Genomic DNA, 21,078 nt, shown 5'->3' on the forward strand with positions numbered 1-21,078 from the left:
ACATCCCTGGAATTCTCATGCAAACCGAGCCCACCCTGGTCATGGTCCCTTGCTTCGCCGGTGCGCCGTGGCAGCTCAACCAACTCAGCCACTTGCAGCACCGCGCCATGCGTACGTTGCGCTTACCGGACGACGTCGCTGATCTGGAAACGCTCGCCAACTTCATCGTTGATCAAGTGAAAGATCTCGAATGCTACGTGCTGGTGGGCGACTCCTACGGCGCGGTCGCCTCGATCGCGGTTGCAACGCGCCAGCCAAAAGGCCTCAAGGGCCTGGTGCTGTCCGGCGGTTTCGCCAAAAACCCGATCACCTCGCCCCTGCTGAAAACGCTGGCCGCACTGGCGCCGTTCTTCCCCGGACCGCTTTATCGACAGACCACCCTGCGCTTCCACGCCGCGCAACTGGCTTCGTCGTTCGACAAGGAAGGTGAAATCCCTTGGTCAGCCGCCAACAGCCGCGCCTTCTTCATCAAGCAAACCCCACACAAGGCCTACGTCAACCGCGTACGCTCGATCGAGAAAGTCGACTACACCGCCCTGCTGGCAAAGATCGACGTGCCGACGCTGATCCTTACGCCCGAGGAAGACAGGCTGATCGGCAAAGAGGCTGCAGGGATTCTGCTGAATGGCATAAAAGGCGCGCAGGAAGTCGTCATGCCGAGGACCGGGCATATGTTCAGGTTTTCGCATCCGGGGGCATATTCGCTGGAGGTCAGGAAGTTTCTGCAGCGGGTGGCGCTTTGAGTGTACTTGGGGCAGTCAGATGCTGCGGGCCATATCATTCCGAATTGCCGTTTATTGTTGCAGCCGCTAGCCTCAGCAAAAGTCAAAAGCACAAATCAGAGACCCGCATGACGCTACGCCCCGCCACCGATAGCGACCAGCCAACCCTCTTCGACTTGCATCGAGCAGTCTTCCGCGAACACATCGAAAAAATATGGGGCTGGGATGAGAGTTGGCAACGGGCAAATTTCGCGGTGGAATTCGCATGCACAGCCACTTCGGTTAGTGAACAAGACGGCCGGCTTGTTGGCTATGTGCAAATACTGGAAAAGGAAGACCGAATCCATGTTCAGAACATCGCTATTTCGCCCGAATACCAAGGCAAGGGCATTGGCTCGCAGATTCTGAAGAACCTCCAACTGGAAGCCGCTGCCCGCAAGGTGCCGTTGCAGTTGGGCGCTTTTCGCACGAACACTCTGGCGCAGAAGCTCTATGAACGACTGGGTTTTCGCAGGACTGGGGCGACGGACACGCATATCGAAATGTCGTGGACAGGCCATGACAGCCAGCAGCCGTGATCCGGATCCAACCGCATAACAGACCTTCCCCGATTCAACCTATCCGGGTTCGAGCACTCATGCCTGCCTGACATCACCTTCATGTCAGCCTGGCAACCGACCCTGTCGGCAATACCCCGTCCTTCTCAAGCGCAGTCAGTTTCGCGACAACTCGGGCACGCTCGCTTTCCGATGTTTCCCGGTCAGTAATCGAGTAAGTCTGGCCATAGACCCATGCACGCAACTGCTCAAGCACGGAAGGTTCAGCAGGTGTGCGAGACAGCTGCTGCAACAGATACCCGGCTTGTGTCCATTTGGGCATCAGTTCAAGCAGTGCCTGACGTCGAGAGGCGGACAGCGCTGGCCAGAGGGTCTCGAGCTGAGCGCTGAATGCTGACTCGATGACTTTCCATGGCTGCGGGCGCAGGCCGCGTACCCCGGCCTCGAACACCGGGCGTGACGGGTCCGCGATCGCCGCGATCAGTAAATCAGGCCTGTTCTCTCCTTCGAGGCTCAGGACCAGTGCCCGAACCTCGCCACTGTTTTGGCTGAGGGCAGCGTTCATCCACCCTTGCGGGATCGCCATGCCAAGCGACTGCGCCAACCCGAGTACGCCAAGCCAACGGGCTTTGGTAGCGGGAATCTCGCCTGCCAGTTGCGCTTGAAGTACCTGCAACGGGTCGACGCCATACTTTCTGGCGGCCCAGAGTGCAGTCGATCTTGCTGCAGACGATGGGTCGGTCAGAAAGTCTTCGATCAGTCGTGTGCGATCCGTTTGCAACTCAATGGCTTGCAGAAACGACAGGCGCCTGAGAATGCTGCTGTTGCTGGCGAGTCCATAGGCGATGGCCTTCTGCGCCGATTCCAGAGGCAGCGCCATTGCCCTGCCGAGCGCAGCTCGCCGCACACTGAAATCTGCATGATGAAGGCTCGCGACAAGAAACGCCTCCAGCTCATCTGCGCGCTTTGTCTGAGCGAGTACCCTGAAAAACAACCGCGTACAGGCGCCACGGCTGGTTTCGAAGGCAGCTGTGGTTTGCGCGAGGCATTCGGGTGTTGCCAGCAGCGCTTCAAGCTTTTGGATAGTAACGCCGTGGTCTTCGCGTCGGCGCTGCTCAAGGGCAAGGATGGCGGGAGTCTTGGCGATCAGCCAAGGGCCATACTCGGGGGTCAGGTAGTCTGCGAAAGCGTCTCTGGCCGCCGCACGTACCTGCGGCACCCAGTCGTTGAGCCGCACGATAATGGACGCCAGCCGCTCGGTCGATTGCGATGAGCGGATTTGCCGTAGACCGGCCTCCCTGTGGAATCCATCCCAGGACATGACCAGCCACTTCCAGTCACGCACTGGCAATACTTCAGGTGGATCTACTGGATCTACTGGATCTACTGAGCGTTCGGTTTTTGCAGTGGTGGATGTTTTTCCGGTGAGTCTTTGCAACAAAACTTTCCACATGGAGCTGACTATCCCTGACGTCCGAACATTGGCGTGAGCCATAGCATGCCTGTCACCGTCGCTTTTTTAAATGCAGGGTTCTCTCACAACCTATCTTTCAACCACAGCGAAACACGCAAGCCACACCGCCCCACTTCATCGACAAAACTCAAACCCACCCGAATCCCCGTCCGTTCGGCGATCGCCCTGACAATCGACAGCCCCAACCCGGACCCGGCCTCGCCGGTGCCCAGGCTGCGGTAAAACGGATCGAACACCAGCGCCTGTTCTTCGGCGCGGATGCCCGGCCCCGAGTCCTTGATTTCGATGCGCGCGCCCTGCTCCGTCCGTTCGACGCTGAGGTCGACTCGTCCGCCCGCCGGGGTATAGCGGATGGCGTTATCCACCAGGTTCTTGATCAGGATGATCAGATCCAGTTCGCTGATGACGACCTGCACATCCTCGACGCTCTCCACGCCGATATCGATGTCTTTGTTCTCTGCCAGTGGCAGCAGGTCTTCCAGCACTCGGCGGAACACTGCATGCACCGACACGGCGGCCTCGGCGCGTTGCGCGATTGATTGTGCGGCGGCCAGAGCGAGCAATTGCTCGATCAGCTTGCGACTGCGCTCGATCCCCTGAGCCAGCGGCAGAAAGTTCTGCCGGGTGTCAGCCGACATGGGCGTAGCGGCCAATCGCTCAGCCTGCAGCGACAGCGCCGTCATCGGCGAGCGCAGTTCATGGGCGGCATCGGCGATAAACCGTCGTTGCGCCTCCATCGCCTGCGCAACGCGGCGCAGCAATCGATTGATCGCCACGACGAAGGGCCGGATTTCGCTCGGCAAGTGCTGTTCATCAATCGCATGCAGCGCCTGTTGGTCGCGCTGATCGATTTCCGCCGAGAGCGTCGCGATCGGGCGAAACAGCTTGCGCACCAGATCCCCCACCACCAACAGCAGCACCGGAAACAGAATCAGAAATGGCAGCAGGCTGCGCCAGGCGCTTTCCCGGGCTTCCTTGTCGCGCACATCGGCTTCCTGCGCGACCGCAATGCGTTCGCCTGCCGAGGTGGTTCTGACCAGCACACGATAGTGTTCACCGGCGATATTCAGCGTCGCCAGACCATCGGCCAGGGTCAGGGGAAAGGGCAACGGAATGCTCGCGTCATCAGTGCCGACGGCTTTGCTGCTGTCGGCCAGGTATTGCACGGTGATCCGCGAGTCTTCGTCATCGCCAACGACCTGCCCGGCAGCGGGATAACCCAGGGTCATGTGCTGCCGATCGAACAGCAGCGCCACCTGACGCAGGCTTTCGTCCTGCATTTCGTGCGCTTCGTCGAGTGCCGAGAAGAACGCGAATGCACCGGCGAGCAAGGCGACAATGAGAATCGCCAGAGACAGCGTGATGGAAAGCCGTGACTGCACCGAGTCGCTCAAACGCCTTTTGAAACCATCCATCCCATCCCCCTGACATTCCTGATGACATGGTTGCCCAGTTTGCGCCGCAGCGAATGGATCAAAAACTCCACCGCGTTGCTTTCCACTTCATTGCCCCAGCCGTAAATCCGGTCCTCAAGCTCGCTGCGCGAGAGAATCGCCCCCGGACGAATCAACAGCGCCTGCAACAGCGCAAACTCGCGGCTGGAAAGCTGCACATCGGCGACTTGCGCGGTGGAGGCCTGTTTCGAAATCAGGTTCAGCGACACCTCGCCGTTATCCAGCAACGATTGGGCGTTACCGCCGCGACGGCGCAATACCGCTCGCATGCGTGCCAGCAACTCGGCCATGGCGAACGGTTTGAGCAGGAAGTCATCCGCGCCGCCATCGAGGCCACGCAGCCGGTCATCGAGGCCATCGCGGGCGGTGATAATCAGCAGCGGCACGGGGTTGTTGCGCGCGCGAATGGCATCCAGCACATCGAGCCCGTCCTTGCCGGGCAGGCCGAGGTCGAGCAACACCAGATCGTAGGTCTGGGTGTCCAGCGCCGCCAGCGCGGTGAGGCCGTTTTTCACCCAGTCGGTGGCGTAGCTGGCCTCCTTGAGCGCCGCCTCGATGGCTTCGCCAATCATCAGGTCATCTTCGACCAGCAGAATCCGCATGCAGCGCTCCGACAGAAAAAGGCGCGACGGTCATTGCCATCGCGCCTGTATTGAAGCACTTGAACCGACGTTTGTCCGCCGCCGGTTCAGCGCTGCGATCACTGCTTGCCGTTCATCGAATCGAAGGCCTTGAGCAGATCATCCATGGCCGCCTTGCAGTCAGCCTGCTTCGGCGAGCTGGCGCGCAGGGCATCCAGCGCGCGGTCAATGGCCTTGTCCAGTACATGCCAGTCGGCAGCGGCACGCGGCTTGATGCCGGCTTCGGCAGAGTCCCAGGAGGTCTCCAGATCCTTGATCCGGGTCTTGGCGCCGAGCAGGTCGTTTTTCTCGACCAGCGTGCTGACGTCAGCGGCGATGTTGCGGAACTCGCTCAGGTCACCCAGCTTCGAGCCCGATTGCGGCGGCGCGCTCAAAGAGCTGGTCGGCGTGCCGGCAGCGGGCTTGTCGGCGGGTTTCGAGCAGCCGGCGAGGCTACCGAGCAGTACCAGAGACGAGATGATCGCGACGTGGCGAAAAGCCGTTTTGAAGGCGTGCATATTGATTCCTTGATGGGTATCCAAACGTTTATTGAGTGAGGGTTTTGCGATTGCCAAGGCTGATCTGCGCGACCGCCACCAGCAGCACGATGACGCTGAGGAAGATCGCACTGGTCCAGGCGGCGCCCATGCCCAGGCCACCGTAGGTCTTGGCCTGAGTCAGCAAGTCACCGAGAGAGGCGCCGAACGGACGGGTGAGGATGTAGGCGATCCAGAAGGTCAGCACCACGTTGGCCCCCATCCGCCAGGCCAACAGCGTCGCCGCGATCAGCGCGCCGAATATCACTGCACCGACGGTGAAGCCCAACCCAAACGCTTCGGTTGCCAGGTCCCCGGCGGCAGTGCCCAGGGCAAAGGTGCAGAGCACAGTGGACCAGTAAAAAAGCTCGCGCCGCGGCGTGTTGATTTCGCGGATCGACAGGTTGTTCTCCATCGTGAACCAGATCAGGAAGTTAACGGCCAGCAACACCGAGAACACCGCGGTGCTGACGTACAGGCTGATGTCGAGCATGTCGGTCATGATGTCGGTGATCTGCGTGCCGACGATGCTCACCAGCACCACGGTCAACCAGTAGATCCAGGGCGTATACGCGGTTTTACGCATTTGAAAGAACAGCGCGCACCCGAGTAGCAGCGCCATGCCGATGCTGGTCCAGCCAGCACCGAAACCGGCATCCACGGCGAGAAAGTCGGCGCCGGTTTCACCCACGGTCGTCGAGAGAATCTTGATCACCCAGAAGGCCAGTGTCACTTCGGGGACTTTGTTAAGCCATCCGGCTTTTGCGGGATTCATGTGTGGATCGCCTCTCCTGTCCAGCGCTGAACTTGCGCTGGGGGGGGAAGATACGAGCCAATACTTAGCTGAGACTGAGGGCGTACACGGCACGGGGCCGGCTACTGGCCCGCCCTGCTCGCCTGAAATTTTCCGCCGTGCCCGGTTCGATCACCTAACCTCATAGCTTGTGTGATCAACGAGAACCGGCCCCTCTCATGCGCAACACATTGAACTCATTGTTTTTTGTCGCGCTGCTCCTGCTCGCTCCGGGCGGTTCGGCGTTGTGGGCGGCGGATTTGCCGGCGCCCTCGGCGACCGCTGCGGCGCCGCTGGTGGAAGTCTCGCAGAGTGATCTGCAAGCCCTGCAACTGCGCCTCGATGGGCTGAAGCAGCAGATTTCCGCCGCCAACAACTACAACCAGCTCGAAGGCCCGCAAGACCGGGTACAGACGTTCATTCTGGACATCGATCGGTTGTCGGCTTCTCTGTTGCCGCAGCAGGCACAACTGGCGGTGCAACTGGGGGTGCTCGGCGCGGCGCCGGATACGCAGATTGCCGCCGAACAGGCGGAAATCGCCGCGCAACGGGCGCAGCTCAGCGAGCAGAAAAACAAGGTCGACGCCACGCTCAAAAGCCTTGCCGCGCTCAAACAAAGCGCCGCCGAGCTGATCACGCAAATCGCCGGCATTCGCCGCACACTGCTCGAAAGCGAACTGACGCTGCGCACCGACAGCATTCTGAGTCCGGCCTTCTGGTCGCCATTGGTGTCGCCAGAGCCGGATGACCGCCAGCGACTGAATTTTTTCATCAATCAGGTGAACCTCACCTGGGCCACGGTCTGGGCACCGGGGCAACGTTTTTTCACCTGCGTGCTGGTGCTGCTGGCGCTGGCTTTCTGGACGCTCGGCCGCCGACTCGCCGAGCGCGGCCTGACCTGGTTGTGCATCCACCGCATGCCGGAGGGGCGCCTGCGCCGCAGCGCGCTGGCGTTCGCTTCGGCGCTGGCGACCCTTGGCACCACGGCCATCGCCCTGCATCTGCTGTTCTACGCCTGCACCCGCCACGAACCACTGACGCCCATGCTGCAGACTTTTTCCGAGGAGTTTGAAAAAGCCGTTTACGCCTGCGTCCTGATCACCGCGTTGAGCCGCGCGCTGCTGTCGACTCAGCATCCTTCATGGCGGCTGCCGGCGATGGCCGACTCGGTGGCGCTGGCGTTGCGGCCCTATCCAAGGATTCTCGCTGCCACTCTGCTGGTGCTGGTAACGCTGGTGCAGGTCAGCAACGCCACCGGCATGAGCAGCCAGATCGTGATCGCCCAGCGCGGCGTAATTGCCATCGTGGTGATCGTGATTCTGGTGCCGCTGCTGTTGCGCGTCGGCAGAGTGCGCAAGGCGTTGCTCACCGCCAATGAACCGGAGGCCGGCAGCACGTTTGCCGGGGCGATCTACAGCATTGCCACGGTGTGCATGTGCGTGTCGGCGCTGGCCTTGCTCACCGGCTACGTGTCGCTGGCCCGCTTCGTCACCTATGAATTGGTCTGGGCCTATATCGTGCTGGCCGGGTTCTATTTGCTGGTGCAGGTGGTCAAGGATGCCTGCGAATACCTGTTCTCGCCGCGCTACTCCGCCGGCAAGACCATCAAGCAGACCCTGGGCATGGGCGACCGGCGGCTGGAGCAGATTTCGATTGTGCTGTCCGGTGCCAGCCGTGCCGGGCTGCTGTTGCTGGCGGTGATCACCCTGTTCGTCGGCGGCATCGGCACCACGTTCGGACAATTGACCACCAATGTCATGGGCATTCTCGGCGGCGCCGGGTTGCGCAAGCTGAACATCGTCCCGGCGCATCTGATCAATGCGGTACTGGCGCTGCTGATCGGCATCTACCTGATCCGCGCTTTGCGCCGCTGGCTCGACAACGAATTCCTGCCCAAGACCGACATGGATCCGGGCATGTGCGCGTCGTTGAGCACGCTGTTTTCCAACATCGGTTATGCCACGGTCATCCTCCTGACGCTGTCGTCGCTGGGCGTGCGCTGGACCAATCTGGCGTGGATCGTCAGTGCGCTCTCGGTGGGGATCGGTTTCGGCTTGCAGGAGATCGTCAAGAACTTCGTCTCCGGGCTGATCCTGCTCACCGAACGCCCGGTGAAGGTCGGCGACCTGATCAGCATCAGCGGCGTCGAGGGCGACATCCGCCGGATCAACGTGCGCGCCACGGAAATCCAGCTCAGCGACCGCTCCATCGTGATCGTGCCCAACTCTCAACTGATCTCGCAGAACCTGCGCAACGTCACCCTCGGCGGCAGCGCCCAGGGAGTGGCAAGCCTGGAGCTGATGTTCCCGCTGGACATCGACCCCGAACAGGTCAAGGAATTGCTGCTGAACACCTACCACGAAAACGAAAACATCCTCGACAAACCGGCGTCGTACGTGCGCTTCAGCAAACTCTCGCCCGATGGCATCACCTTGACGGTGACCGGCTACGTCGGCAGCCCACGGATTGTCGGCGGGACCAAGAGTGATCTGCTGTTCGAGATTCTCAAGCGGTTGGGGGATGCGGGGATTGCGCTGGCGAAACCAGCCTCCGCCCCATAACAGCCCCCCCCTGTGGGAGCGGGCTCTGCGTTAAACACGGAATGTATGCCTGTCATTAATCCATTGTGGGAGCGGGCTTGCTCGCGAAGACGCCGGCACAGGCAAAACCTCCGGCGACTGACACTCCGCTTTCGCAAGCAAGCCCGCTTCCACAGGGGCTCTGCGCTAAACACAGAATGCATGCCTGCCATTTATCCATTGTGGGAGCGGGCTTGCTCGCGAAGACGCCGGCACAGGCAAAATTTCCGGCGACTGATACTCCGCCTTCGCGAGCAGGCTCGCTCCCACAAGGGGTTCTGCGCTAAACACGGAATGCATGCTTGTCATTAATCCATTGTGGGAGCGGGCTTGCTCGCGAAGACGCCGGCACAGGGAAAATTTCCGGCGACTGATACTCCGCCTTCGCGAGCAGGCTCGCTCCCACAAGGGGTTCTGCGCTAAACACGGAATGCATGCTTGTCATTAATCCATTGTGGGAACGAGCCTGCTCGCGATGAGCCTCACGCCGGCGCCCAACGCCGATGCAGCCAGCGCGCGAACGCATCCAGGGCAAAGCCCAGTACGCCGATCAGCAGTACCATCGCCATCAGTTCCGAATACGCCAGTCGATCACGCGTATCGAGGATGAAGTAGCCCAACCCGGCGCTGACGCCGAGCATCTCGCACGGCACCAGCACGATCCACAGAATGCCGATCGACAGCCGCACTCCGGTCAGCACATGGCCGAGCACGCCGGGCAGGATCACTTTGCGCAGGGTTTCCCAGCGGGTGGCGCTGAGGCTGCGGCTGAGTTGCAGCCAGCGCGGGTCGAGCTGGCGCACGCCGGCCACGGTGTTGAGCAGGATCGGCCACACGGCGGCTAAGGTCAGCAGGAAGTAGATCGGCTGATCGCCAACGCCCAGCAGCATCACCACCACCGGCATCCACGACAGAGGCGAAATCATCCGCAGAAACTGAAACGCCGGCGTGGTCGCCGCTTCCAGATGCCGGTAGCTGCCGATCATCAAGCCCAGTGGCACGCCGATCAACAGCGCCAGCAGCAGACCGACCAGAATCCGCTTCAGGCTGACCAGCACATGCTCGTACAGCTCCGGGCGCAGCAGCAGTTCGCCGAGGCTCGCCAGGGTCGCCTCGGGTGAAAAGCGCAGCGCCAGGCTGTCGTTGCCGCCGAACACGTGTACGCCCAGCCACCACAGCAGCAACAGGCACAACAGCCCCGCCACACCCAACAAACCATGAACGGCCGAAGAAGATCGCTGACGCATCAGAGGCTGAACTCCTCGCTGCGATCAAAGCTTTCCGGTAATCCGAATGCCTTCATCCCGCCGACTGTAGCAATGGCATTACGCACGAAGCGATCGTCTACCAGATCCCGAGCGGTTTGCTGCGGATCGAGGTTGGCAAGGAAACCCTTGTCGCCCTCGATCAGCGTGTCCTTCAGACGTTTGACCAGTTCTTCGGTGTAGCTGGGGAACGGGTACGGCTGAAAATCGATGCGCTGCTCGTCCCAATGGCTGTGCTGGATCGCGCCGCTGGCCAGATACTGCTCGCGGTCGCTAGTGGCCGGCGACAGCACCCGGTCGAGCACCGGTTGCGCGTGCGGCGTGTAGCGATTTTCGCCGTCCTTGGACAGCAGTTTCGCCGCCTCGGCGCGGTTGTCGCGGGTCCAGACCTGCGCCTTGACGATCGCGTTGACCACTTTCTGCGACCACTCGGGGCGGTTGTTCAGATCCTGCTCGTGCATGAACACCACGCAGCAGGCGTGATTGCGCCAGACGTCGCCGGTAAAGCGCTGTACTCGGCCGACCTTGAGTTCCTCGGCCAGCGCATTGAACGGCTCGGCGACGATGTAGCCGGCAATGCGTTTGCTCGCCAGGGCTGGCGGCATGTCCGACGGCGGCAGCACCAGCAGATTGACTCGTTCGGCGCCAGCGCGGCGCTCGCCGATTTGCTCACCGGCACCAGACCGTGGTCGCGGAACAACTGCTGCACCACCACGTTATGGATCGAATACCAGAACGGAATCGCCACTGATTGCCCACCGAGTTGTTTGACCTCGGTGATGCCCGGCGCCACGGTCAGGCCCGAGCCGCCGACGTGGTTCCACGCCACGACCTTGGCCGGCACCTTGCTGCCGTAACGCGCCCACACGGTCATCGGCGACAACAGGTGAATCACGTTGACCTGCCCGGAAATGAACGCCTCGATCACCTGCGCCCAACTGCGCAGCAGCACCGGGCGCTCGGCCTGAATGCCTTCGGCCTCGAACAGGCCGTTGTTGTGCGCGACCAGCAACGGCGTGGCGTCGGTGATCGGCAGATAACCGATGCGCATCGGCGCGTTCGGCTCGGACGCGGCGCGGGCGTTCAGGCTGTTGAGCAACGGCAACGCGCCGCCAGCGGTCAGCAGCGCGCTGAGTTTGAGGAAGTCACGACGTGTGTGAGTGAAGTCGTCCAGGCACATGGTCAATCTCCGACGTAGCGGGCACAGGTTGAGTGAGGGGGTTGCGGCTTGCCCGCCGAAGGGTTTTGAGGATGTCGATGCGCAGCGCGCCCAGTTCCTCGACCAGCTCGGCACGCGGCTGAGGCAGGTCGATGCGCCACTCGCCGAGGATGTGCGCCGGGCTGTTACCCAGTAGCAGAATCCGCTCGGAAAGCAGCAGGGCTTCGTCGATGTCGTGGGTAATCAACACGGCTGCGGTGTGGTGCTCGGCAATCAGTTGCAGGAGCAACTGCTGCATGTCGGCGCGGGTGATTTCATCCAGCGCGCCGAACGGTTCATCGAGCAACAGCACCTGCGGCTGCCGTGCCAGACAGCGGGCCAACGCGGTGCGTTGGGCCATGCCGCCGGACAACTGCATCGGGTGCTGCAACCGCGCGTGTTCGAGGCCGACCGCAGCGATGGCGTGGTCGATCCGCGCCTTGCGCTGCTCGGCCGTGAGGTGCGGCTGGCGGGCGAAGTCGAGACCGAAGGCGACGTTCTTTTCCAAAGTCAGCCACGGCAGCAGGCTCGGGTCCTGAAACGCCACCGCCACTCGTGGATGCGCACCGGTCAGCGGCTCGCCAAGCAGGCTCACCCGACCCTGTTGCGGTGCCTGCAAACCCGCCAGCACTCGCAGCAGACTGGATTTGCCGACACCGCTGGGGCCGAGAATCGTCACCACTTCGCCGGGTTGCAATTGCAGGTCGAAGTGCTCCAGCACGGTGTGCCAGCCCTGCTCTCGCGGGTAGCCGAGGCTGATGCCCTGCGCCTCCAGCACCGGCGCCGTCATGCCGTCGCTTCCCGTTTCTGCCGCTGCAATTCGGCGCGCAATTGCACCAGGCTCGGAGTGACGATCGGCACGAACGCCGACTCGCGCCAGCGCCGGGCGAAACCGCTGCCGTGCTCGGTCAGATAAGCCTTGCCGCCGCTGGATTGCAGTTCCAGTTGCACGGCGTTGGCAGCGGATTCGGCCAGCGCGATGCGGATCTGGAACAAGGCGCCCGGCTGGGTCAGGAAACGTCCGTCGTGCAGACCCTGCTTGAGCGCATCGACGCTCTGCGCCAGTTGCTCGCGTTGTTCCTGCAACGGCTCCAGCAGAATCGAACGGCCGTCCTGCAAATGTCCTTCGACCTCGGCCAGCGCCCGTCGCGCCAGACCAATCGCCATGCCGCACTGCAAGCCGAGGAACGCCGGGCGCACCGCTGGCAGAAACTTGCGCGCATCTTCATGCAGCAGCCATTCGCGTCCGACCGCCACTTGCGCGAAATCGATCGCAGCCGTGTTGCTCGATTGCAGCCCCATCAGTTGCAGATCGGCGGAACGTTTTACGCCGGCAGCGTCATCGGCGATCGCCAGCACGAACGGTGAACCACCTTCCTCGTGCTCGATCGCCGCCGCCACCACGAAACCGCTTTGGCGCAGATTGGTCACCCAATGCAGGCGCCCGTTCAGGGTCCAGCCGTCTGCGGTGTTGGCGGCACGCACTTGCAGTGCCTCGATGCCCGACAGGTATTTCATCGCGTTAGACAAACCGGTGGCGCCGGCCAGTTCGCCGCTGAGCAACGCCGGCAGCAGTTTTTCCCTCAGCGCAGTGTTGGGGCTGTGCAGCAGGTATTCGATAAAGGCCCGTTGGCCCCAGAACACAAACGCCGCCGCCAATGAATGGCTGGCGACGGCAGCCAGGGTTTCCACAGCATCACTGACGTGGCCACCGCTGCCGCCCAGCGCCGGGCTGATGCCGACCCGTAGCACCCCGGCCTGCGCCAGTTGCGTCAGCACCTGTTGCGGATCGCCGTCGCCCGCATCCAGGGCCTGGGCGTTGTGTTCCAGCCATTGCATCAATGCCGGATTGAGCATGTCGTTTCTCTCCTTGTACGCAGCCGCATCAACCATAGACGATGCGGCCTGAAGCGCTGGCCGATTACGCGCGATACGGCGCCAGCTCGGGGTTGAGCGGCGTGTCGGCGAACACGTTGGCGAAGTTGCACAGGGTCGCCAGGCTGATGCCGAGGATCACTTCCAGCGCATTGCCTTCGGTGTAGCCGGCAGCCTTGAACTGGTTGAAGGTCTGGTCGCTGACCTTGCCCCGGGTGGCAATCACTTCGCGGGCAAACGCGGCCAGGGTTTCCAGTTTTTCCACGGGCACGGTGGCTTTCTCACGCAGCGCACTGACCACTTCCGGCGGCAGTTTTGCCTTATTCAGCGCGACGGCGGTATGACCTGCGACACAGAAATCGCAACCATGGTTGGTCGCCGCAATCAGTTGCACCACTTCGCGCTCGGCGAGGCTGAGTTCGGACTTGCCATTGAGCGCCGATACCGTAACGTAGGTTTCCAGCGCGGCCGGGGCATTGGCCAGCACGGCCAGCAGGTTCGGAATGAATCCGGAGTTTTTCTGCGCATTTTCCAGAAACGGTTTGGCGGCTTCGGGAGCGCTTTGCACGGTGTGTAGAGTAAGGCGCGACATGGAGTGGACTCCTGCTGTTGAGTGTCCGGCCAGTCTGTTGGTTATAAAAATTTCGATCCATATTCTAAAGTAGCGATTACTTGCTCCTGAGTGTTTCCATTAGATGATTTCGTCCAGCCCACTGGTTGATTGGTTATTAGAAAGCCTCGAACTCGATGCGAGCCTGTTTCACATCGGCCGCTATTGCGGTGGCTGGCATGCAAGTACGCACGGACTGGCGCGCGCCAGTTTTCACTTGATCGTGCAGGGGCGTTGCTGGCTGCACATTGACGGGCAGGAGCAGCCAATTCCGCTGAACACCGGAGATGCGGTGTTTCTGCTGCGCGATCTGAACTACCGCCTCTCCAGCGCCGAAGAGCCGGCCCTCGCCCAAACGCTGCCGCGCAGGGCCATGACCGCGCTCGACAGTCAGGCACAGGATGGCGTCGGGCTGGTCTGCGGGTTCTTTCATTTCAAGTCCGGGCTGTCGTCGCTGATCATCGAAGGCCTGCCGGACTGGATCATCCTGCGCGCGGGCGACCCTTCTTCGAGCGCGGCGCGAGCCTTGTTCGAGTTGATCCTGCAAGAGTGCGAACGCTTGCCGGCGCCCTCCTCGGCGCTGCTCGAACGCTTGAGTCATCTGCTGTTTTTGTATGTGTTGCGCCAACAGATGGCCGACAACCAGAGCCTCGGCGGCCTCGTGGCTTTGGCGCGCAATCCGCAGTTCGCGCCGTTGCTGGACCAGTTGATCGAACAACCGCAATTGCCGTGGTCGCTGGAGAGCATGGCGGCGAGTATCGGCCTGTCGCGCTCGGCGTTTTTCAAACGCTTCAACGAACTGGCCGGGCAATCGCCGGGGCAGGTATTGCTGGCGTTGCGCATTCGGCATGCCTGCCAGTTGCTGCGGGCCAATCACACGGTGGAACAGGTGTGCGCGGCGGTGGGCTATCAGTCGATCGCCGCATTTACACGAGCGTTTGCCAAGTCGGTGGGGGTGCAACCGGGGGCTTATCGCAAGCAGCATGAGGGGCGCTGAGCGGCCTATTTGCAGATGGCGTTTCCCAGCGTCGATCAGCACACCACACAACCTGTGGGAGCCGGGCTTGCCCGCGAAGGCGGCGGTACATCCAGCACCTTCATTGCCTGACACACCGCTTTCGCTGGCAAGCCAGCTCCCACATTGGATCTGTGCTGATCACCAACCGTGAGCACACCACACAACCTGTGGGAGCCGGGCTTGCCCGAGATGGTGGCGGTACATCCCGCATCTTCATTGCCTGACACACCGCTTTCGCTGGCAAGCCAGCTCCCACAGGGGAGATGTTTCGATCAGCGGATTTGTGTACACCACAAAACCTGTGGGAGCCGGGCTTGCCCGCGAAGGCGGCGGTACATTGAGCATCCAGGACTCGTTGGTTTCTTATTCCATTAATCAACCAAAAAACCACTTTTTAATCTTTTATGGCTATTAACCCCGCCCCTTATAATTGCGCGTCTGCACTAACTCATAAAAAGGGATATTCCATGCAAAGACGCCTGTTACTGGCTGCACTGTTTGTCGCTGTCGCCGGGTGCGCCAATCCTCCTGCTGTTTCGGTGCACACCAAAGACCCCACCAGTTCAACCCTGCAAGGCGACGCCACGCGTCCGGCACAGGCACAGTGGATTCGCACCGAGCTGTACTTCTCGGTGGGCACCGTGGATGGCAAGGAAGGCGCGGTCAGCCCGGCGCGCTGGCGCGAGTTTCTCGACAAGGAAGTGACGTCGCGGTTTTCCGACGGTTTCACCGTGTTCGATGCCTATGGGCAGTGGCGCGATCATGGGGCGAAGGAGCCGGAGCGGCTGAGTACCAAAGTGATCGTGATCCTGCACGAGAACAATCCGCAGAACGCCGGCAACATCGAGGCAATTCGACTGGCGTACAAACGCATTACCGGGGACTTGTCGGTACTGCGTCTGTCGCAACCGGCCGACGTATCGTTCTAATCGTTCATCTGTCCGAGAGCTTGCCGAGGCGTCGACGCCAGGCGGCTCAATCCCGCCAGCAGCAGCGCGCCCACCAGTAACACGCCAATCCCCAGAAACGCGCCCCACCCCACCACCGTCACGCTCGAATAGAGCATGTACAGGCACAGCCCGAAAAACAGCAGCGGCACCAGCGGATACCACGGCACCCTCACCGGCCTAGGCACCTCAGGGAAACGCCGGCGCAGGATGATCAACGCCAAGCTGCTGAAGCTCAGAAACAACCAGTACACCGGGGTCAGGTACTCGACCATGGTGTTGAAGCCGCTCTGGGTGAAACTGCCGAACAGCACCAGCAACAATGCCACCGCGCCCTCCGCCAGCAAGGCCTTGCGCGGCACGCCGTCGCGTTCGTGCCACTCGCCGAAACGACGCAACTGCGGCACATCGCGAGCAGCGGCATAGGTGGTGCGGGCGCCGACCAGCAAGGTCGAGTTGATGGTAGCGATGGCCGCGATGCCGACCATCAGCAGAATCAGCAGCACCCCCGGCGCACCGAATGCACGGTTCAACAGTTCCACGGCCGGTGCGTTGCTCGCTGCCAGTCCAGCGAAACCCAGACCTCGAACGAACGCCCAGTTCAGCGCCAGATAAATCGCCATCAGCACCGTCAGCGCACCGAGCATGGCGATAAAGATTCCGCGTCGCCCATCGCGCACTTCCGCCGACAAGGTCGCCGCATCGCTCCAGCCGCCGAACGCCAGAAAAACGAAAATCATCGCTGCCGAAAACCCGGCCATACCGGTGTTTTCCGGCACAACCGAAACGCTCGCTGGCGCTGCTTCAATCCCCTGCCACGCCAGCCACACCCCGGCGCTGGCGATGCTCAGAAAGCCCAGCGCCAACAAGCCGACCAACAACGTCTGGGTGATGAAACCGATGTGCTTGCCGGTCAGATTGAGCAGCACCAACGCGGCGATCACCCCGCCAGCAAACAGCCCCGAGCCGTATCGACCGAGCGGCACCACGGCATTGACGTAATCAGCAAACATGAACGCCGACAAGGCGATCCAACCGGTGTGCATCACCGAAAAGCGCGACCAGGCGAACAGGAAACCCATGCGCTCGCCATAGGCCGTGCGCAGAAAGTGATAGTCGCCGCCAGGATGTGGAAATGCCGTGGCCATTTCGGCAAAGCACAACGCCCCGGCCACCGACGCCAGGCCGCCGAGCACCCAGACCCAGTAGAACCAGGCAGGCCCGACGTTCAGCGCCACGTTCGGCGCGGTCTTGAGGATGTCGGTGGTGATCACCATGCCCAGCGTGATCAGCAACGCCTGCAGCACCGGCAGATGGCGCTTGGGGCCGTTGGAGTGATTCATGGAGAGTTCCGCAAAAAGTCCGCCATCCGTGGCGGATCGGCTCAGAAGCCGTAGGTGGCGCTGGCGTAGTAGTACGCGCCGTTGGTGCCGATCGGCGACAGCACGTCATACGGCAGGTTGCCGCCGTAATTGATCGCCGAGCCGGAGCGCTCCGGGTAGTTGTCGGTGAGGTTGTTGCCGCCCAGGGCGACGCTGAATTTCGGGGTGAATTTGTAGGTCACCTCGGCATCCAGTTGCCACACCGCGCCATAGGTCTGCTCCGGTTGCGAGTCGCCGAAATCGAACACCCGGGTGGTCTCGCCCTGACGGGTCAGACGCCCGAGCAGGCCCCAGTGTTCGCTGGCCCAGTTGGCGGAAAACACGAAACGATCCTTGGGCGCAGCGTCGGTCAGGGTGTTGGTTTCTTCGACACCGACCAGTGCATCGTTGCCGATACCTAACGCCGTCAGTTGCGAGGGTGTGCCTTTGGTGTTGGTGACTTTGGTGTGGTTGTAGGTGTACGCGGTGGTCAGGCCCAGTTGCCCTTCGTACAGCGGCTGATGGTAGTTGAGCACCAGTTCGGCGCCATGGGTGCTGGTGTCGGCGGCGTTGGTGAAGAAGTTCACATCATGCACCCCGGCCACGCCGAAGTTGTCGTTGATGTATTGCTCCATGGCGTCGCTGCCGATGCGCTGCGACAGGGTGATGCGGTCCTTGACGTCGATGCGGAACACATCGAGCGAGGCATCGAAGCGTTCGTTGAGCTGGAAGGTCAGGCCGAGACTGAAGTTCTTCGAGGTTTCCGGATCGAGCTTCTCGACCCCCAGCGCGCGGGCGATCGGGTCGTTGACCGAGAGCACACGAATATCGGTGAGCGTGCCGCCTTCGCCGAAGTTGCTGGTGGTGTTCTGGAAACCGCTCTGCGCCAGCGATGGCGCGCGGAAGTTGTTCGACACCGCACCGCGCAGCGCCCACTGCTCGGTCAGTTTGTAGCGACCACTGAGCTTGCCGGTGAGTTTGCTGCCGGCATCGTCGTAATGTTCCCAGCGGGTGGCGGCGTCGACGAAGAAGCGCTCGGTGAGATCGCCCGACAACTCGGCGTAGGTCGCGAACACGTTGCGGTCCAGGTCCGACTCTTCGCTGGGGCGCAGACCGTTGGCGCCATCAGCGCCGGAACCAATGTAGGAGGCCTCGTCACCGGCGTAGGTCAGGTAGTTTTCGTAGCGATATTCGCCGCCCAGCGCCAGCACGAACGAGCGTCCGCCCAAGCGCAGCTCGCGGCTGAAATCGAGGTTGGTGGTGGTCTGGCGCAGCTCGTAATCGCCGGTGTCGAATTTCGTCGGCGAGTCCTCGCCGAGGCTGACGTTAAGGGTGCGGCGGGTGGATCCGTCGAAGCGGTTACGGCCATGGGTAAGGCTGCTGTCGAAGTCCCAGTCTTCGCCGATCATGCCTTTGAAACCGGCGGTGGCAGAGACGTCCTTGTTGTCGCCCAGCGACTGCGGCAGGTAGCCGTTGGGATAGAACTGCGGCTGCTCGTAGGGGTAGCGATAGAATTCGGCGCCGGTGGTGTGGCGCTGGTTGTAGGTGCCGAAGCTGTAGGCCTTGCCGCCGGCCAGCGGCAGCTCGCTGTTGAACCACAGGTTGACGTCCCGCGCCAGGCCGTCGCCCATCACGTAGTTGCGCTGGTCCGGGGTATCGGCAAAACCGTCGAAACCGGCGCGGTTGGTCGGGTTGCGATTTTTGTACTCGGTGCCGCCACGAATGAACCCGCCCTCTTCGCCCAGGCGCGTGCCGATCTTGGCCGTGGTCACGCTGTTCTGGCCGTCGGTGGTGGTTCTGCCGATGGCGTCCTGATGGGTGTGAAACGCGCCGTAGCTGGTGGACACTTCACCGCCCTCGGGCGCGTCGTCGAGGATGATGTTGATCACCCCGGCAATCGCATCGGAACCGTACTGCGCACCGGCGCCGTCGCGTAGCACTTCGATGCGTTTGATCGCGCTGATGGGGATCGAGTTGAAGTCCACCGGCGCCGTACCGCGACCGATTTTCGACGAGTCGTTGACCACCGCTGAAGTGTGACGACGCTTGCCGTTGACCAGCACCAGCACCTGATCCGGGCTCATGCCGCGCAGCTGTGCGGCGCGCACGTGGTCGGCACCACCGGAGTTGGACTGACGCGGCATGCTGAACGATGGCAGCAAGGTTTGCAGCGCCTGGCCCAGCTCACCGTCGGCCGCGCCGGTGGACTTGAGATCGGCGGCAGTCAATATGTCAACCGGCACCGGAGAATCGAGCACCGTGCGAGCAGTGCCACGGGTGCCAGTGACCAGCACGGTACCCAGCCGTGTGTCATCGTTAACGCGCGTGGAAGTGTCTTCGGCTTGCGCCGGAACTTGCCAGATCGCACCGACCACCGCGATGGCCAGTAATGAACGGGAACGGTGATACATGTGACAGCTCCTTTATCGCAGCTAATACCCGGCCGTTGCCGACAATAAAGGGTCGGCAATCAATGCGCGGCAATGTCTGCTGTAGTTGTAGAAATCAGGAAGGCGGTGAAGGCTTTTTAGCGTGATTAGTCAGTGAAGCGCAGGATCCCCAAAGTCAGTTGTTTCCCCTTGAACACCGATGCTAGACGGGCCAAAGGCCTGCCGTAAAAGAACCAATAACACTTAGGTTAGATCGGGCTGAATAGTTGTTTTTAGAGCAACACAAGTGTTGCTGGACAAACACTTAAACCCTAACTAACACCCACTAATTCAAGATCAGCCAAAGATCTTTTGTAGGAGTGAGCCTGCTCGCGATAGCGGTGTATCAGCCACTGAAGAAGTTGAATGTTCTACCCTCATCGCGAGCAGGCTCACTCCTACAGTTGTTATTGGAGTGAACTGACTTTTTACTCCCGGCTGAAATCCAGTGTGGGAGCGAGCTTGCTCGCGAAAGCGGTGTATCAGTCAATGCAGATGTTGGCTGCAATGGCCTCTTCGCGAGCAGGCTCACTCCTACAGGGATCGGTGAAAGATTCAGGACTTTCAGTTCGCCACAGGAATCCACTCGGCCCGCGCCACGTTGGCGGTATCACCGAACGCCGGGAGTTTCTGCGCCAGGTCGCGGACGTTTTTCACGTCCAGATCGAGCAATTGCTGACGGGTGATCAGGGTCGGTGGCACCAACACCTGATGTCCCGGATTTTCGCCGGCAATCAACATCGCCAGACTGCGCACGCTGATCGCCCCCGCCACTTGCGGATTGACCGCGGCGGTCGCCGCCCAGGCGCTGTCAGGTTCTTTCATGATCTGAATGTCGGCGGTGGAGATGTCGGCGCTGTAGATCTTCACCTTGCGCCCCAGACCGGCCTCGTCGACGGCGATTTTCGCGCCTTTGGCGAACTCGTCGAACGGCGCGAAGATCACGCTGATATCCGGATTGGCGCGCAACACCGCGCTGGCCTGATCCGCCACCGAGTTGGCAATCGGCGGGTTGAGCGTGCCGAAACGCGCCTTCTCGATGATGCCCGGATTGGCCTTTTTCACCTGACTCCAGATCTCGTCGCGGCGCTCCATCGGCGTGAAGCCGCTAATGTACACATAACCGGCATCGAACCGCGTGCCGTTGTCCTTCACCGCCTGATCCAGCGCCAGTCGCGCCAGTGCATGGTGATCCTGCTCGACCTGGGTCACCTGCGGGCTGTTCAGGTCAACGTCGAACGCCACCACCTTGATGCCTTTGGCGATCGCCCGGTCAATCGGTCCCTTGAGGGTTTCCGCCAGGCCCAGTTGCACGATGATCCCGTCTACGCCGAGGTCGATCGCCTGATCGATCATCTCGCCCTGACTCGCTGCCTGCTGCCGCGCATCGAACACCCGCAGATTGGCCCCCAGCGCCTCGGTCTGTTTCTCCACGCCGCGCAGATACGCTTCGGGAAAGTCCCCGGAAAACAGATAGCCGACCAGCGCGATCTGCACCTGCCCCTTGTCGAACGGCGCCGGAGCCCCCGGCAATGCCTTGGCCTGAGCGCTCAAAGCCAACGCCGAGAGCACCGCGCCGGTGAGGCAATGGCGTGCGAACTGCTTGATTGAACCGTGCATACATCTTCCTTGCAGCGACA

At 61.5% G+C, this 21,078-nt stretch carries 17 protein-coding genes and 1 pseudogene; 5 read left to right on the forward strand and 13 right to left on the reverse strand.

What is annotated here, in order from left to right; all coding sequences use genetic code 11:
* Positions 1-17 precede the first annotated feature (17 nt).
* Both KCG87_RS24340 and KCG87_RS24345 read left to right on the forward strand, forming a co-directional pair.
* Entirely contained in the window at positions 18-743 is a 726-nt protein-coding gene (locus tag KCG87_RS24340; protein WP_135295571.1) for an alpha/beta hydrolase, read from the forward strand.
* 107 nt (positions 744-850) lie between these two features.
* A complete protein-coding gene (locus KCG87_RS24345; RefSeq protein ID WP_210559015.1) occupies positions 851-1,300 on the forward strand; it encodes an N-acetyltransferase in 450 nt (149 codons plus the stop codon).
* 79 nt (positions 1,301-1,379) lie between these two features.
* Here KCG87_RS24345 and KCG87_RS24350 read toward each other — a convergent pair whose 3' ends face one another.
* The 5 genes from KCG87_RS24350 to KCG87_RS24370 form a co-directional block, all read right to left on the reverse strand.
* Positions 1,380-2,732 carry a hypothetical protein gene (locus KCG87_RS24350; protein ID WP_210559016.1) on the reverse strand — a complete coding sequence of 451 codons (1,353 nt, stop codon included), beginning with the start codon at positions 2,730-2,732 and terminating at the stop codon, positions 1,380-1,382.
* 83 nt (positions 2,733-2,815) lie between these two features.
* Complete coding sequence (locus KCG87_RS24355; protein WP_134786147.1) at positions 2,816-4,168, reverse strand: ATP-binding protein; 1,353 nt, start codon at positions 4,166-4,168, stop codon at positions 2,816-2,818.
* Complete coding sequence (locus KCG87_RS24360; RefSeq protein ID WP_098968331.1) at positions 4,144-4,809, reverse strand: response regulator; 666 nt, start codon at positions 4,807-4,809, stop codon at positions 4,144-4,146. The genes KCG87_RS24355 and KCG87_RS24360 overlap by 25 nt, the downstream gene beginning before the upstream one ends.
* Before the next feature lie 98 nt (positions 4,810-4,907).
* Positions 4,908-5,345: a hypothetical protein gene (locus KCG87_RS24365; RefSeq protein WP_135295568.1), complete on the reverse strand. Its 438-nt coding sequence runs from the start codon at positions 5,343-5,345 to the stop codon at positions 4,908-4,910.
* Between the two features lie 28 nt (positions 5,346-5,373).
* Positions 5,374-6,138, reverse strand: a complete 765-nt coding sequence (locus tag KCG87_RS24370) for a hypothetical protein (protein WP_210559017.1) — start codon at positions 6,136-6,138, stop codon at positions 5,374-5,376.
* Between the two features lie 197 nt (positions 6,139-6,335).
* Here KCG87_RS24370 and KCG87_RS24375 point away from each other — a divergent pair, with 197 nt between their 5' ends.
* Positions 6,336-8,717 carry a DUF3772 domain-containing protein gene (locus tag KCG87_RS24375; RefSeq protein WP_210559018.1) on the forward strand — a complete coding sequence of 794 codons (2,382 nt, stop codon included), beginning with the start codon at positions 6,336-6,338 and terminating at the stop codon, positions 8,715-8,717.
* A 500-nt stretch (positions 8,718-9,217) separates the two neighbouring features.
* On the opposite strand, the gene KCG87_RS24380 is transcribed toward KCG87_RS24375, so the two are convergent.
* From KCG87_RS24380 to KCG87_RS24400, 5 genes and pseudogenes are all read right to left on the reverse strand, one after another.
* Positions 9,218-9,982, reverse strand: coding sequence for an ABC transporter permease (locus KCG87_RS24380; protein WP_134786143.1), 765 nt, complete (start codon positions 9,980-9,982; stop codon positions 9,218-9,220).
* Positions 9,982-11,180: pseudogene (locus tag KCG87_RS24385) on the reverse strand (ABC transporter substrate-binding protein). Before KCG87_RS24385 ends, KCG87_RS24380 begins: the two are co-directional and overlap by 1 nt.
* Entirely contained in the window at positions 11,146-11,988 is an 843-nt protein-coding gene (locus KCG87_RS24390; RefSeq protein WP_210559019.1) for an ABC transporter ATP-binding protein, read from the reverse strand. Before KCG87_RS24390 ends, KCG87_RS24385 begins: the two are co-directional and overlap by 35 nt.
* The gene (locus KCG87_RS24395; protein ID WP_210559020.1) at positions 11,985-13,055 is read right to left on the reverse strand and encodes an acyl-CoA dehydrogenase family protein; all 1,071 of its coding nucleotides are present in this window, start codon (positions 13,053-13,055) and stop codon (positions 11,985-11,987) included. Before KCG87_RS24395 ends, KCG87_RS24390 begins: the two co-directional genes overlap by 4 nt.
* Before the next feature lie 64 nt (positions 13,056-13,119).
* Positions 13,120-13,665, reverse strand: a complete 546-nt coding sequence (locus tag KCG87_RS24400) for a carboxymuconolactone decarboxylase family protein (RefSeq protein WP_027614171.1) — start codon at positions 13,663-13,665, stop codon at positions 13,120-13,122.
* Between the two features lie 103 nt (positions 13,666-13,768).
* On the opposite strand from KCG87_RS24400, the gene KCG87_RS24405 reads away from it, so the two are divergent.
* Entirely contained in the window at positions 13,769-14,680 is a 912-nt protein-coding gene (locus KCG87_RS24405) for an AraC family transcriptional regulator (RefSeq protein ID WP_027614170.1), read from the forward strand.
* Positions 14,681-15,168: 488 nt separating this feature from the next.
* On the forward strand, positions 15,169-15,630 hold the full coding sequence (locus KCG87_RS24410; protein WP_210559021.1) for a DUF3574 domain-containing protein: 462 nt from the start codon (positions 15,169-15,171) through the stop codon (positions 15,628-15,630).
* On the opposite strand, the gene KCG87_RS24415 is transcribed toward KCG87_RS24410, so the two are convergent.
* From KCG87_RS24415 to KCG87_RS24425, 3 genes are all read right to left on the reverse strand, one after another.
* Positions 15,627-16,991, reverse strand: coding sequence for an APC family permease (locus tag KCG87_RS24415; RefSeq protein ID WP_210559022.1), 1,365 nt, complete (start codon positions 16,989-16,991; stop codon positions 15,627-15,629). The genes KCG87_RS24410 and KCG87_RS24415 overlap by 4 nt on opposite strands.
* 41 nt (positions 16,992-17,032) lie before the next feature.
* Entirely contained in the window at positions 17,033-19,420 is a 2,388-nt protein-coding gene (locus tag KCG87_RS24420) for a TonB-dependent receptor (RefSeq protein WP_210559023.1), read from the reverse strand.
* Between the two features lie 582 nt (positions 19,421-20,002).
* Positions 20,003-21,058 (reverse strand): substrate-binding domain-containing protein, encoded by a 1,056-nt coding sequence (locus tag KCG87_RS24425; RefSeq protein WP_210559024.1) that lies wholly within the window; start codon positions 21,056-21,058, stop codon positions 20,003-20,005.
* Between the last annotated feature and the right edge of the window lie 20 nt (positions 21,059-21,078).

The sequence above is a fragment of the Pseudomonas sp. MWU347 genome (genome assembly GCF_017947305.1).
Taxonomy (GTDB): domain Bacteria; phylum Pseudomonadota; class Gammaproteobacteria; order Pseudomonadales; family Pseudomonadaceae; genus Aquipseudomonas; species Aquipseudomonas putida_A.